13 protein-coding genes are annotated in these 13,512 nt (G+C 69.7%); 5 read left to right on the top strand and 8 right to left on the bottom strand.

Features of this window, described 5'->3' with window-relative positions; all coding sequences use genetic code 11:
- Positions 1–31: 31 nt before the first annotated feature.
- On the top strand, positions 32–442 hold the full coding sequence (locus JJ691_RS16715) for a DUF6069 family protein (protein WP_211769674.1): 411 nt from the start codon (positions 32–34) through the stop codon (positions 440–442).
- A gap of 4 nt (positions 443–446) precedes the next feature.
- Here JJ691_RS16715 and JJ691_RS16720 read toward each other — a convergent pair whose 3' ends face one another.
- The 4 genes from JJ691_RS16720 to JJ691_RS16735 all read right to left on the bottom strand — a co-directional run bounded on the left by JJ691_RS16720 (position 447) and on the right by JJ691_RS16735 (position 2,760).
- Positions 447–677, bottom strand: coding sequence for a hypothetical protein (locus JJ691_RS16720; protein WP_211769675.1), 231 nt, complete (start codon positions 675–677; stop codon positions 447–449).
- Positions 678–805: 128 nt separating this feature from the next.
- Entirely contained in the window at positions 806–1,264 is a 459-nt protein-coding gene (locus JJ691_RS16725; RefSeq protein WP_211769676.1) for an SRPBCC family protein, read from the bottom strand.
- A gap of 245 nt (positions 1,265–1,509) precedes the next feature.
- Positions 1,510–1,827 (bottom strand): alpha/beta fold hydrolase, encoded by a 318-nt coding sequence (locus JJ691_RS16730; protein WP_211769677.1) that lies wholly within the window; start codon positions 1,825–1,827, stop codon positions 1,510–1,512.
- A 189-nt stretch (positions 1,828–2,016) separates the two neighbouring features.
- Complete coding sequence (locus tag JJ691_RS16735) at positions 2,017–2,760, bottom strand: SDR family oxidoreductase (protein ID WP_211769678.1); 744 nt, start codon at positions 2,758–2,760, stop codon at positions 2,017–2,019.
- A 93-nt stretch (positions 2,761–2,853) separates the two neighbouring features.
- Between JJ691_RS16735 and JJ691_RS16740 the strand changes: the two genes are divergently transcribed.
- The 3 genes from JJ691_RS16740 (at position 2,854) to JJ691_RS16750 (ending at position 6,183) form a co-directional block, all read left to right on the top strand.
- Positions 2,854–3,699 (top strand): LysR family transcriptional regulator, encoded by an 846-nt coding sequence (locus JJ691_RS16740; protein ID WP_211769679.1) that lies wholly within the window; start codon positions 2,854–2,856, stop codon positions 3,697–3,699.
- 127 nt (positions 3,700–3,826) lie between these two features.
- Positions 3,827–4,360, top strand: coding sequence for a hypothetical protein (locus JJ691_RS16745; protein WP_211769680.1), 534 nt, complete (start codon positions 3,827–3,829; stop codon positions 4,358–4,360).
- Between the two features lie 194 nt (positions 4,361–4,554).
- The gene (locus JJ691_RS16750; protein WP_211769681.1) at positions 4,555–6,183 is read left to right on the top strand and encodes a long-chain-fatty-acid--CoA ligase; all 1,629 of its coding nucleotides are present in this window, start codon (positions 4,555–4,557) and stop codon (positions 6,181–6,183) included.
- Here the strand turns inward: JJ691_RS16750 and JJ691_RS16755 are convergent.
- The 4 genes from JJ691_RS16755 to JJ691_RS16770 are packed head-to-tail and all read right to left on the bottom strand — an operon-like array spanning position 6,180 to position 12,185.
- A complete protein-coding gene (locus JJ691_RS16755; RefSeq protein WP_211769682.1) occupies positions 6,180–7,415 on the bottom strand; it encodes a phenylacetate--CoA ligase family protein in 1,236 nt (411 codons plus the stop codon). The two genes, JJ691_RS16750 and JJ691_RS16755, sit on opposite strands and share 4 nt — an antisense overlap.
- Positions 7,415–9,919 carry an acyl-CoA reductase gene (locus JJ691_RS16760; protein WP_211769683.1) on the bottom strand — a complete coding sequence of 835 codons (2,505 nt, stop codon included), beginning with the start codon at positions 9,917–9,919 and terminating at the stop codon, positions 7,415–7,417. Before JJ691_RS16760 ends, JJ691_RS16755 begins: the two co-directional genes overlap by 1 nt.
- A complete protein-coding gene (locus JJ691_RS16765; RefSeq protein WP_211769684.1) occupies positions 9,919–11,058 on the bottom strand; it encodes a LuxE/PaaK family acyltransferase in 1,140 nt (379 codons plus the stop codon). Before JJ691_RS16765 ends, JJ691_RS16760 begins: the two co-directional genes overlap by 1 nt.
- Complete coding sequence (locus JJ691_RS16770) at positions 11,055–12,185, bottom strand: GNAT family N-acetyltransferase (RefSeq protein WP_211769685.1); 1,131 nt, start codon at positions 12,183–12,185, stop codon at positions 11,055–11,057. The genes JJ691_RS16765 and JJ691_RS16770 overlap by 4 nt, the downstream gene beginning before the upstream one ends.
- Positions 12,186–12,522: 337 nt before the next feature.
- On the opposite strand from JJ691_RS16770, the gene JJ691_RS16775 reads away from it, so the two are divergent.
- The gene (locus JJ691_RS16775; protein ID WP_211769686.1) at positions 12,523–13,473 is read left to right on the top strand and encodes an aldo/keto reductase; all 951 of its coding nucleotides are present in this window, start codon (positions 12,523–12,525) and stop codon (positions 13,471–13,473) included.
- Positions 13,474–13,512: the final 39 nt, after the last annotated feature.

Below are 13,512 nucleotides of genomic sequence, written 5' to 3' on the forward strand. Positions count from 1 at the left end.
CGAGGGGCCAACCAGTCGAACGGAGCCCGCCATGACCACCACTGCCCAGCCCACCACCGTCGGCACGCGGCGACTGCGCCGCGCCGGCTCGGTGGTCGCCGCCGCGCTCGGGGCCGCCGTCGTCTGGCTGATCGCCAGCGCCGCCGGCGTGGACTTCCTGCTCAGCGACTCGATGGGCGCGGTCACGATCAGCCTCCCCGTCGTGCTCATCTTCAGCGCCGTCTTCGGTGTGCTCGGCTGGGCCAGCCTGGCCGTGCTCGAACGCTTCACCCGCCGGTCCCGCGCGGTCTGGACGATCATCGCCGCCGCCGTGCTGGCGCTCTCGCTGCCGCCGATCTTCCTGGAGGACGCCACCACCGGGACCAAGATCGCTCTCGTGCTGGTGCACACCGCCGTCGCCGCCGTGCTCATCCCGGCCCTGCGCCGCGACGCCAAGGCGTGAACCGTCAGGAGCGGTACTGCGGAACCCAGCGGGCATTCCGGACCGAGTCGGCGATCTCCGGCACGTCTTCCCACGACGGGAGCAGCGGCTCGACCGAATCGGCCAGCGCCGGCGAGGCTTCACCAAGCGTCTTGGCCGCGCTGAACCGTCGGCACGCCTCCCCCACCGTCGGCGTGTAGACAATCAGCAGCATCTCCTCCACGTGCTCGCTGAGCAACCGGTAGAACAGCGTCACGACCTCGTGCGCCGGTCTGGGGGAGGCGCACGTGGCGGCACACTTAGCAGCCTGGCTTGTGCGCGCGTCCATCAGGGTGTCGCCGACCGCGCGGAAGCGGTGTTTTCGGCTGCCTGGGTTCTTCCGGGTCAGGCGCGGCCGCCCGGCCTGCCGGTGAGCGCGGTGCTGGCCGCGTCGAGGATCCTGCCGAAGACGCGGGCCACCACGGGCCCGGCGACCCTGCGGATGAGCGCGTCGCCGAACGGGACGGGAAGTCCGACGCGGGTGGTCCACACGACCTGGGTGCCTCCAGGTACCTCGGTGAAGGTCATCCGGCCGAGCTCATGGCGGGCCGGGGGAAAGCTGCGCTCGACGACATACGAGAACTCGCGCGGCGGGTGGTAGGCGGTGATGCGCTCCCGGAACCAGCCGATGAGCCAGGTGTGCAGACGGACGGCGCCGACACCGTAGGGCGCGCCCTGCCCATGGCGGGCCAGGCGTGCGCGCAGCACGAGCGGGCTGCGGGTGTAGTTGGTCGTGGTGGCGCACCAGTCAAAGACCTCGTCGATCGGCGCCGCGATCACTCGCCGCACGGTCACGGTTTCCATGTGTCGGCTCCCTTCTGCCGTTGCCAGCCCTCTGACCCGGCTGTAGTGAGGACATCTGACGAACGCCGAATCTGACAGCGACAGCTGTGCTGTCGGTCACAGCACCGATCTCTGTCGGGCGCTACAGCGTTCAGGCCCGACCCAGCCGATCTTGACGAAACCCCGCACATGGCGCCCCTGTGGTCAACTGCGCGGGCTCGCCAACATGTAGTCGATTCGCGTCGCGAACCGGACCTGCGAACAGCTCACTGACAGACAAGGATTTCCGTGAGCCGTTCCGGCGCACGTAGCGGCAGATAGTGGTCAGCCCCAGCCACGATCTCCAGGCGCCCGCCGGGGATGCCCTCAGCGAGTCGGCGGGCGATCACACCGATCTCCGGATGGTCATGATCGCCGACGACGACGGTGATCGCGGTGTGGTGGAGCCCGAGTTCAGGGAACATGCCGTCCCACAGGCGGCTGTCATGGACTGAGCCGTGGAGCAGGATCATGGGCGCTCCGTCGCCGGACTTCTCCGTCCACAGGCGGCCCTCGCCGGAGACAGGGACGTGCTCGATCGTCATACGACCGATTCGATCACATGAGGCGCTGAAGTCGGCTCCGGCGTGGCGCAAGGTTCGCGCCTCGCGGCCCTTGCCCTCGCTGTTTCCGCCGCACGCCTGGTCGAGACACGCTGCCGGTCCGCCGGGCCGGTTTCTACTGCACGGTCATGCTGATGTGCGGAGGTGGGTCAGCAGCGCACTCGAACAGGATCAGAGCTGGGAGGCGCCACCGTCGACCGGGAACTCGGCGCCGGTGGTGTAGGTGGCATCGAAAGCCAGGAAGGCCACCGCCTTCGCAACCTCGTCGGAGTCGCCGAACCGCAGCATGGGGTTGTTCGCGGTCATCCGCGCCCGCGTCTGCTCGGCGGCGTCCTTCGGCATCGACTTCTCCAGGATGCCGGTGTCGATCGGGCCGGGGCTGATCGCGTTGACACGGATCCGTCGCGGCAGCAACTCCCGGGCCAGACTACGGGTCATCGAGCGCAGTGCCGCTTTGCTGGCCGCGTACGCGCTGACCATCGGCAGGCCCTTGACGTTCGCGACGGAGGTGGTGACCACGACGCCACCGCCCTTCCGCAGCAGCGGGACGAACTTCTGCACGGTGAAGTACGCGCCCTTGGCGTTGATCGCGAACAGATCGTCGTACACCTGCTCGGACATCGATTCGAAGGGCACGGACCGGGTTGCACCGGCGTTCACGAACAGCGCGTCCACAAGGCCGAACTCCGCCTTCGCCCGGCCGGCGAGAGCGGCCACATCGCCGAGCGACGCCACGTCGCCGCGGACAGCCACCGCGCTGTCCCCCAACTGTTCGTGCGCGGCATCGAGCGTGGCCTGGGTGCGACCGGTGATCAGAACCCGCGCTCCGCCACCGGCGAACAACTTCGCCGTGGCGAAACCGACACCGCTGCTGCCACCGGTGATCACGACATTCCTGCCTTCGTAGTCGGCCATGACGTCAAGTCAAGAACCCCTCCCGGTTCACCGTCCAAGACCTGTTCCGCACGTCGTCATACCGCAGACGCATGGCGAGTAGACTTGACATGCGTGGACCTCGACTTGCGGCTGGTGCGGTATTTCACGGTGGTCGCGGAGCACCTGAACTTCGGGCGTGCCGCGGCCGCCCTGCATCTCGCCCAACCGTCGCTCAGCCGCCAGATCCAGCGTTTGGAGCACGAGCTGGGGGTGCGGCTGTTCGACCGCACCCCGCAGGGCAGCCATCTCACCGAAGCCGGCCGGGCATTCCTCCCGCAGGCGCAGGCGTTGCTGCACACCGCCCGCCAGGCCGGGCTCACCGCGCGCTCGGCCGCACCTCGGCAGGCGATCACGGTCGGATATGTCGCGGACCTGGTGATCACAGCGGCGGTGCGGGAACTACGCCGTCGGCATCCCGACGCTCAAGTCAGCACCCGCCACCTGAACTGGCAGGACACGCATGCCCTGCCCGAGCTTCGGGTGGACGCGCTCGTGGCGCGGATGCCGCTGCCGTTCCCGACGGACCAGCTGCGCGTGACCGTCCTCTACGACGAGCCGAGGGTGCTGGTCGTGCCGAGGTCGCATCGCTTCGCGGGCAAGGAATCCGTCACGCTCGACGACCTGGCCGACGACCAGTTCGTCGCCTGCGCGAGCTCGCCCACGATCTGGAGCGGGCCGCTCGATTCGAGCCCCGACGACGCCTTCGAGGACAAGCTCGAACTCGTCGCCGACGGTCGCGCCATCGCCATTCTGCCCGCCGGTGACCGACGCAGCACGCTACGCGCGGATCTCGCCACAGTTCCCGTCGAGGGCATCGACCCGTGCCGGGTCGTCCTCGCCACCCGCGCCAACGACCCCAACCCGCTGGCGGCCGCGTTCCACAACATCGCGGCAACCTGCCTCAGCCGAAGTCCATGAGTGCACGGAAGCGTTGGGCCAGTGCCTCTCTGCCCGTTCGACGCCCAGTCACGCGGTTCGCCCGTTAGGCTCCCGTGCCACGTAGCGTGGCGGGACGAAGGGGGATCGGACGGGGATGAGGTCTGTCGTGGTCGGCGCTGTGGTTGCCCTGTTGGTCACAGCGCTGGTGGCTTGCTCTGACCCGGCAACGGCGCCGCGCCCAGCGGCAACGAGCACCACGCCGCCAGAACTGGTCGCCGGCATCGACCCGTGCGCGCTGATCTCGCTGGACCAGGCGAAGGAACTGCGGCTGAACGCGCCGCACAGGTCGGACTCCCCGGGCCATTATGCGGAGTGCTCGTGGTCGACCCTGTTTGGCAGCGCTGTCTCGGTCAGCCTGGAGGAACAAGCACACACCGTGGAGCAGTTCGTGGACAGCGAACGGGTGGGAGAGCCCCCCACCCCGGAGCCCGCGATGTCCCCGTGGACCGGTGACCGCCATCACGGGACCGCGCTGGACTGGAAGGACGGCCACAGGATCGGGGTGGTAATCATCGTGAGCCCCGCGCAGATCGCTACCGTCGACATATACAGCAGCGACCCAGGGCAGGAACTCGGACGCCCCATAACTGCCGTGCTCCGCGAGACCGCCGCGGTGGTGGACCGCAACCTGCCCACGTGAGGGTGCTCCGAGAGCAGTTGTCTCAGACCAGCATCGATCCCGGTGCCGAGATCGGAGCCGACGCGTACGACGCGTTGTTCGGCGAAGGCCGCACCATGACGTGAAAACAGGCGATGGCGACGGCCGCCACCACCTTGTGATCTTCGGTAAGGTGCGAGCTGTGCTGGCCAACCTCAACGACGCGGTTCCCCGCCATGGCAAGTCCTGACACCCCGACCGTCACCGAGTTACTGCTGGCCAGGGCGGCCGACGAGCACCCGGGCCTGCGGTTCGAGGACGCCACGTGGTCCTGGTCCGCCCACATCCGGCGCTCAGCGGCCTACGCGGCCGCCTTCACCGCGTTACGCCGTCCCGGTGTTCCGTTCCACATCGGCATTCTGGCCGACAACGTGCCGGAGTTCTCCTTCTCGCTCGGTGGCGCGGCGCTGGGCGGGGCCGTGCTGGTCGGGCTGAATCCGACCCGGCGGGGCCCGGGCCTGGCCCGGGACGTCCGGCTGGCCGACTGCCAGCTGATCCTCACCGAGCCCCGGCACGCCGACTTGCTGGCCGGGCTGGACCTCGGCGTCGGCCCGGACCGGGTGATCGACCTGCACTCCCCCGTCTGGCAGGAGATCGTCGCCGCGCACGCCGACGCGCCGCTGGCGCCGGTGCCGGCCGTCCCGGACGACCTGCTGATGCTGATCTTCACCTCCGGCACCAGCGGCGATCCCAAGGCGGTGCGCTGCACCCACGGCAAGATCGCCTTTCCCGGCCGGATGCTGGCCGACCGGTTCGGACTGTCCACATCGGACACCGTGTACCTGTCGATGCCGATGTTCCACTCCAACGCGATCATGGCCGGCTGGTCGGTCGGCCTCGCGGCCGGCGCGACCCTGGCGCTACGCCGCCGGTTCTCCGCCTCAGGCTTCCTGACCGACGTGCGGGCCTTCGGCGCCACCTACGCCAACTACGTCGGCCGCCCGCTGTCGTACGTGCTGGCCACTCCCGAAGCCGCCGACGACAACGACAATCCGCTGCGCATCGTCTACGGCAACGAGGGCGCCGAGGCCGACCTCACCCGCTTCGCCGAGCGGTTCGACTGCCGGGTGGTCGACGGCTTCGGCTCGACCGAGGGCGGCATCGCCATCGCCCGCAGCCCCGACACCCCGTCCGGCGCACTCGGCAAACTGGCTGACGGCACCGTGATCCTCGACCAGGACACCGGAAAACCCTGCCCGCCAGCCGAATTCGACCTCGACGGCCGGCTCACCAACGCCGACCAGGCGATCGGCGAGCTGGTCAACACCGCCGGGGCCGGCTGGTTCGCCGGCTACTACGGCGATCCCGACGCCGACGCCTCCCGGCTGCGCGACGGCCGCTACCACAGCGGCGACCTCGCCTACCTCGACCAGCAGGGCTACTGCCACTTCGTCGGCCGCACCGGCGACTGGCTGCGGGTCGACGGCGAGAACCTGGGCACCGCCCCCATCGAGCGGATCATCGCCCGTCACCCCGACATCGCCGAGGTCGCCGTCTACGGCGTGCCCGACCCCACCGTCGGCGACCAGGTCATGGCCGCCATCGTTCCCCGCCCCGGCACCGTCCTGGATCCCGCCGCCTTCGCCACCTTCCTCGCCGCCCAACCCGACCTCGGCCCCAAGCAACTCCCCCGCTACGTCCGCGTCACCACCACCCTGCCGCGCACCGCCACCTACAAGGTCGTCAAGCGCACCCTCGCCGCCCAGGGAATCGACTGCGGCGACCCGGTCTGGCACCGGCCCGGCCCCGACCCGATGTTCCGATCGCCGCAGGGAGAGCCGGGCCGGTCGTATCGAGGAGGCTAGGCGCCACGTTCGTCGAGCAGCCGCACCAGCTTTCCGGTGCGGGGGTTGGTGTGCAGGTCGGTGGTCTTGACCCACTCGACGGCCAGCGGCTGGATGAGGCCGCGCCGGACGTGGTCGGCGAACATCGGCCGCACCTCGGACAACCGCGAGGCGATGGAGTCGCGGGAGCCGGTGCCGGCGAGGCGGAGGACGAGCTGGTCCTTGGAGTCCCGGCGGCGCAGGACGACCTGCATGCCGCTGACGGGGCCGACGGCCTGCTCGACGATGGAGCGGAGGTCGTCGAGGTAGAGGGTGACGGGGCCGACGCGGGCGCCCTCGTCGGAGCGGCCGAGGAGACGGAAGGTGCCGGCCGCGGGGTCCACCCACTCGGCAAGATCGCCGACGGGGTAACGGATGACGGGCTGGAGGCGGCGGACGAGGTCGGTGACGACGACACGGCCGGCCCGGCCGGGGGTGGTGATCGGCGCGCCGGTCTGGAGGTCGAGGATCTCCAGCAGGCGGGACGGGGCGAAAGCCTGGTGCACGCGGGAATCGGGCTCGTTGGTGACGGGGGCGGCGAGGATGCCGCCGTCAACACTGGCGTAGCCGATGGACCGGACGGAGGAGTTGGGGAACGCCGCCGCCAGCAGGGCCCGCTGGTCGCCGTAGAAGGCCTCGCCACTGAACAGGACGACCCGGACATCGGGCAGCCAGCCGACGGTGTCCCGAACGTGTTGGGCCAACTGGCAGAGCGAGGTGGGTGGGGCGGCGAGCACGGTGGCGCGGAACTCGGTCAGGGCCAGCACGACGAACTCCGGGGCCGCCCCGCCGGCGATGGGCAGCTGCACGGTGTCGACCGGCGCGACCTGGAACAGGTTGAGGGTGAAGACGAAGCTGGAGTACAGCTCGCCGGCGTAGAACAGGTTGGCCACGCGGTCACCGGACCGGACGCCGGCTGCGGGCAGGCCGCTGGCGAAGGTGGTGGCCATCTCGCGCCACTCCGGCCTGGTGTAGACCGAGATCCGCGGCGCGCTGGTGGTCCCGCCGGTCTTGAACACGATGCCGTCGGTGTGCGGCCCGGTCCGCAAGGTGTTGCCGTGCACGGTGTTCGCGGCCCAGAACGCCCCGTGGTCGATCAGCGGCAGCTCGGTCAGGTCGTCCACGTCCGCCGGCAGCCCGGCGTAGAGCTCCCGGTAGAACGGGGAGTTCGCCCGCGCGAACGCGACGAGTTCGGACAACGACTGGTGGGCCATCAGATGTTCCTCGTTCTGGTGTCGACGACCGCGCGCAGCTTTCCACTGCTGGCGGCGTGGTCGAACTCGTTGACCGGCAACGGTTGCACGTGCACCGACACCACGTCGGTCAGGTCGAGCATCGTGCGCAGGTCCTCGTAGCCGGCGAAGAACCGGTCGACGGCGTCCTCGGGCGCGTGGCCCTGCTCCAGCCGGATGGTCAGGCGCTCGCGGCCCCCGTTCTCGCCGAGCACGATCTGCAAGGCGCCGGTGTAGCCGAAGTCCTCGGCCACCGCGACAAACCGGCGGTAGTTCAGGAAGTTCGGGCCGATCCGGAACACGTCGCCAGTCCGGCCCAGCAGCTCGAACCGGGGTGTGCGCCGCCCGCACGGGCAGGGCTCGGCCAGCCAGCGGCCAAGGTCGCCGATCTCGTAGCGGTCCAGCCGCTGCCCGCGCCGGGTGTGCGCGGTGAACACCAGTCGCCCGGTCTGGCCCGGCCCGACCGGCTCGTCCCGTTCGGCGTCCACGATCTCCAGCGTGTGCACGCCGGTGAACAGGTGGTGCACCCGGTTGGGCGAGTGCTCGCACTGATAGCCCAGCGGCCCGCCGTCAACGCTGCCGTAGACCGCGGAGCGGATCACCTCGACGCCGAACTGCTCGGTCAGCACCTCGCGCTGCCGCTGGCTGAAGTGCTCGCCGCCGTAGAATATCTTGCGCACGCCCCGGTAGGCGCCCAGGATCTCGGCCCCCTCGATGAACAATCCGAACAGGTTGCTGGGCATACCGACCAGAGTGTCCACCCTGTGGTCCACAATGGACCGGGCGACCTCCAGCTGGGCGGCCGGCTGGGCGCCCATCGGGAACTGCTTGGCCCCCATGACCTCCAGCGTGGAGAAGAAGCTGGTGAACCCGCCGTAGAGGTGACCGGCGTAGAACAGGTTCATCACGCGGTCGGTCCGTGGGTCCAGGCCGGCGGCCAGCAGCCCTTCGGCCCCGAACCGCATGTGCTCGTGGTAGTCGTCCCAACTGAACGCGGACAGCTTCGGCGCGCCGGAGCTGCCACCGCTGTGGAAGAACACGTCGGCGCGGCTCAGATCACCTTGCAGTTGCTCGAACTCGCCCTTGCCGGTGATCGGAACCCGTGGCGCGAGCAGTTCGCGCGCACCGATCAGGTCGTCGAGACATGCGTCGGTATGGAACCGCTCGTCCAGCTGGACATCGACCCGGCGGCTGTAGCGCTGCAACGCGTACACGCCGTCATGCGGCTCACCGTGGTAGCTGGACAGCATCTCGCCGGGCACGGTGATCCGCTGCGCGCCGACCCCGACCAGCAGCCGCGCCAACGCCGCGGTGTCCGGCCTATTCGCCGCCAGGCCGACCGTCTGGAGATACCGCCGCATGGGCCGCAGCACTGCGGCGATCTTCTCGCGTGGCAACGGCTTCACCCACACCGTCCGGTACAGCGGCGAGGCCCGCAGCGCCGACCGGGTGTCGGCGAGCACCCGCCAGCCACCGTCCGGATCCACAATCACCTTGGTCAGTCCCAGATGCTGCTCAAGGTCGGTCACCACAACGGTGTTGGTGATCTCCGCCCACTCCTGCTGGCTGGGCTCACGCGGCTGCGTCTTCGCCCCGACCTCGGCCAGCACGGCCGCGAACCGCTCGGCGACGGCGAAAACCTCGGCCTCGTCGGCGGTGTCCAGGTACACGACCTGCGGACTGGAGCACGCCTGCTGGTCCAGCCGGCACACGTCGGCGGCGACGGCCGCCAGCGTCTCGCCGTCGGACCAGGTGTCGGCGGTCAGGTAGGCGAAGGAGAGCTTCGGACCCCAGTCAACCAACCGGCAGCCGGCGGGCAGCAGTTCGGCGACGGCGGCGATCGCCTCCTCACCGCCCCACGCGGCGGCGGCGTCGGCCGGCTCGCACATCCTGAGCAGCCAGTCCCGCCGGCTCGACGGACAGCGCAGCACGATCAGCCGCTCGGCGAGCGTGCCGGTCACGTCCTGTTCGGCCAGCGCCGCCAACAGCTCGCCGGTGAACGACGAGTCGTCGCCACTGGCCTTGACCACGTTGAGGTTGCCGGCCAGCAGACCCTCCAGCGCGCTCAAAGCCCCAGCGGCCGGGGCGTTGCCCGGCGCGAAGTGGACCAGCAGCCCGACCGGCACCCACGCCTCGAACACCGGCTCACGCAGGTCGAACCGGACCAGCCGGGCCGGATCCAGATCGCCCAGCTCGCGCAACACCTTGCGCTCCAAGGCTTCCCGGTCCAGTGCGGCCGCGAGATCGGTGAAGGTGCGCTGCACCTCGTCCTCGGGCAGATCCCACTCGCGCAGCCGCGCCATCAGCCGCTCCCGCACCGGCGATGCCGGATCCCGCAGCTCACGGCCGAGCCGGTCACAGGCGTTCAGCACGGCCAGCGGGCCGGGCGGCGGACCGGCCAGCACCCGCTGCGCGCAGTCGGCCAGTGTGTCCAGCCGCTTGTCGGCCGCCTCGTCGTCGACCCATTCACCCTGCCAGTAATGCATTACGACCGTCCCTTGAGCATCTCGGCCGCGGCGATCGCGCAGCTGCGGTTGCGGCTGACCCCGGCCCGTCCGTGCACCGCGAACCACGGCGTGGCCAGGCCGCAGCCGCACTCGTCGGCCGGGTGCAGCGAAGCCAGGTCACCCATCAGCACGCTCTGCGCCGGCGCCGAGGTGATGTAGGGCGAGAGGAACTGGAGGTAGCCCTTCTTCCCGTACGGCAACGGTTCCAGCGTGCGCACCGACCGGATCAGCACCCGCGACCAACTCGGCACGTGCATGCTGTGGTTGGCGCACTCGAAGTAGGGCACCGAGTGCTCGACCGACCCGAAGCTGTCCCGGATCCGGTCTTCGGCGATGCCCAGCTGCTCGTGGATCCGCCTGTACAGCTCGGGCTTGCCGATCTGCTTGTCCGTGTTGCCCTTCCAGCCGCCGCCCAGCATCACCAACGAGCCCGGCGGCAGCTCGATCGTGGGTACGCCGGTGGCCCGCATCCGATCCAGGGTGAAGGCCAGGAACGAGGGGAAGCCGAAGATCCGCACGGGCAGGCCCTCGGCGGCGTAGCGCAGCAGCGCGCGGATGGCGCCGAACGGGTCGAACTCGTGGCCGGACCCAGTGTTGGGCAGGCCGTACTCGGTCGTGTTGGCCGGCGCGAACTGGCAGGTCAGCTGGCCGGTCGCGGCGGTGCCCAAGTTCAGGTCTGGTTGCGGCTGGTAGTAGTAGAGCAGGTAGTTCACCGGCTCGTCGCTGATCCAGCCGTTGTGCTCGAACAGCCGGGCGACCATGCGCCGGCCCGCGCCGAGAGTCCAGTCGTCGAAGGACATCTGCGACTTCTGGCCGGTGGTGCCGGAGGAGGTCATATGTGCCCGAACGTCGGCGTCGGCGATCGACGCCGCCTGGTGCATCTTGAAGAAGTTGGCGTGCACGAACGGCTGCTCGCGCAGGTCGCCGATCGGCCCGCGGTCGCCGTACAGCGAGGCGAAGAACGGCGAACGCTCGGCGTGCCAGGCGTTCGACTCGTTCATGGCGCGCAGGAACAGCTCGTCGTCATGGGTGTAGCCGTCGGCGACGTCGCACAGTCGCTGCACGTCGGCCAGGGCGGTCGGATCGGGCACCGTGACCGGCCCGAGGAAGCGGTTCACCGGAAAACTCCGTGTGTGTTGAGGTACTGCTGTTTCCAGAGGTCGATGTACTGCTCGGTGAACGGCCGGAACGCGTTGTCGATGGCCAGGCCGCGGAAGTCCAGCGGCTGCATGGTCCGCGCCATCACCACGTAGTCGCGGAACAGCTCGCCGTCGCGGCGCATCGCCGGATAGGCCGCCACCGGCAGGAAACCGTTGCCCAGCAACGCGGTCAGCTCCTCGAACGCGTCCATCGGCACCAGCGACTCGACGTAGTACGCGCCGAAGTTGTTGAGCTGCGCGATGATCTGGTCCAGGTGCGCGGCCACCGCCATCGGCGTCGGCGCGGCGCCGACCAGCGTGCAGTAGCCGTCGCCGCGGCTCAGGTGGGCGTAGAGCTCGTAGCCGGCCTCGGTGTCGGTGAGCATCACGTTGGGCGTGTGGAACGGGTAGAACCGGCGCACCGGGTCGGTGACCATCTCGTCGAACCGGCCGAGCACGAACCGCGGCGCGTCCACCAGTTCCACCACCGAGCGCGTCGATCCGGGGACCGGCCGGGTCGCCGGCCCGTCGGCGATCACCGGCCGGCGTGGCCAAGGGATCTGCTGGTCGACGGCTTCGATCAGGCCGGCCAGTTCGGCCGGCACCCGCTCGACCGAGTGCCGCTGGTCGAGCACGCCGTCGCGGTAACGGGTGAGCAGCACCATGGTCTCGTGCCGGTCGGCCTTGCGCAGGTTGGGAAAGATGCCCATGGCGTGGAAGCCGTTGCGCTGGCAGATCCGCTGTGGCGCGGTCGACGTGGTGCGGGCGGTCCCGTACACCGAGTCGGCCAGCCCCTGGTCCAGCACCATGTCGGCGAGCGTGCCGACCGCGTCGTGGGCGACGCCGCCGCGCCGGTGCTCGGGGTCGACGACCAGGCCCTGCAGCTTGCCCATCCGGTCGGCGGGGTCGACCGTGGCCATGATCGAGGCCATCAGGTGGTTGGTCGCCGGATCCCGTGCCACCAACCAGATCGTGCTGTCCGACCGGATCTCGGCCGCCATCACCTCGGGATCGGTGCCCAGCGGCAACGCGTAGCTCCGCCCGTACACCCTGCGGTACAGCTGGAGCAGATCGCTGATATCAGCCAGCTCGGCCCGTGCGAACACGCGTCACCTCGTCACCTTTCCCGTTGATTGGTTCCCCCAAAAGCCCCGGGAAATCTACCAGCGATCACCGTGAGAATTTCCCCAGTCGCCACCCGCCGGTTGTTGTCACGCGAATTGTTGAAAGTTCTCACATCACCTGCGATCGATTGTTTTCGTGACCCAACCGACAATCCTGCACGCAACACACCCCTATTGTTTGCCCCAACGCGCTAGGGGTGTGTCTTCCGTCGCGCCGCGCCGTCAATGACATAATCGGAAACTCCGCTCAGGACGTGGCCAACGACACGTGGTTCGATGGACGGTGGCGCACCGCCGCTCACCCGACTGGAGGCATTCCTTGACCGACCTGCCCCGCCGCCGAATCGGCCGCGACGGCCCGACCACCGGCATCCTCGCGCTCGGCTCGTGGCACACCTACGACCGAATGCACTTCCCGGATGCGGTGCGTTTGCTGCGCCGGGCCATCGACGCCGGCATCACCCTGTTCGACGTCGGCGTGTACGGCACTCCCGAACGACCGCCGGTGTTCACCGACGTCCTGTTCTCCGCGATGGTCCGCGCGGCCGGCCTGCGCCGGGACGACTATCTGTTCTCGGCCAAACTGTGGCTGGAGGAATACCCGGCGGAAAGCTTGCGCGCCCAGCTGGAGAACGCCCTGTTCCGGGCCGGCGTCGAGCACGCCGACCTGGTTGTCCTCGGCGAGATCCGGCACGCCGTCGACCTGCGCGCCATCGTGTCGGAGCTGGCCGAGCTGCGGGCCGCCGGGCTGATCCGGCACTGGGGTGTGAACAACTGGTCCGCGACCACCATCCGCGAGGTGCACGGCCACGCCGCCGCCACTGGCCTGCCCGGGCCGGCGCTGGCCCAGTTGGTGCACAACGTGGCGCGCCGGTCCGTTGTGGATGGTGCGCCCTTCGCCAAGGTCTTCGACGAGCTCGGCGTTTCCCTGGAGTCCTCCGACGTGTTCGAGGGCGGCCGCCTGCTCGGCAAGGGCCGGGCTCCGCTGCCCGACTCGATCGACCCGGTGCTGCGCCGCATCGTCGACTCCGCCGACGACATCCGCAAGGCCGCCGACAGCATCGGCGCCACCCCGGCCCAGCTGTGTTTGGCCTTCACCCTCACCCACCCCGCCAACACCACCACGCTGTTCGGCGCCACCAGCGTCGAGCAGCTGGACCAGAACCTCGCCGCCGTCGGCCTGCTTGACCGCGTCGGCGCCGACGACCTGCGTACGCTGGTCGCCCCGTTCTGGGCCGACCGCGACCTCACCGACCCGGAAGGCCCCTGACGCCGCCTGGCCGACGGCGTCCACCCCTTGCGCCGTGTG

Source organism: Kutzneria sp. CA-103260 (assembly GCF_018263855.1).
GTDB lineage: Bacteria > Actinomycetota > Actinomycetes > Mycobacteriales > Pseudonocardiaceae > Kutzneria.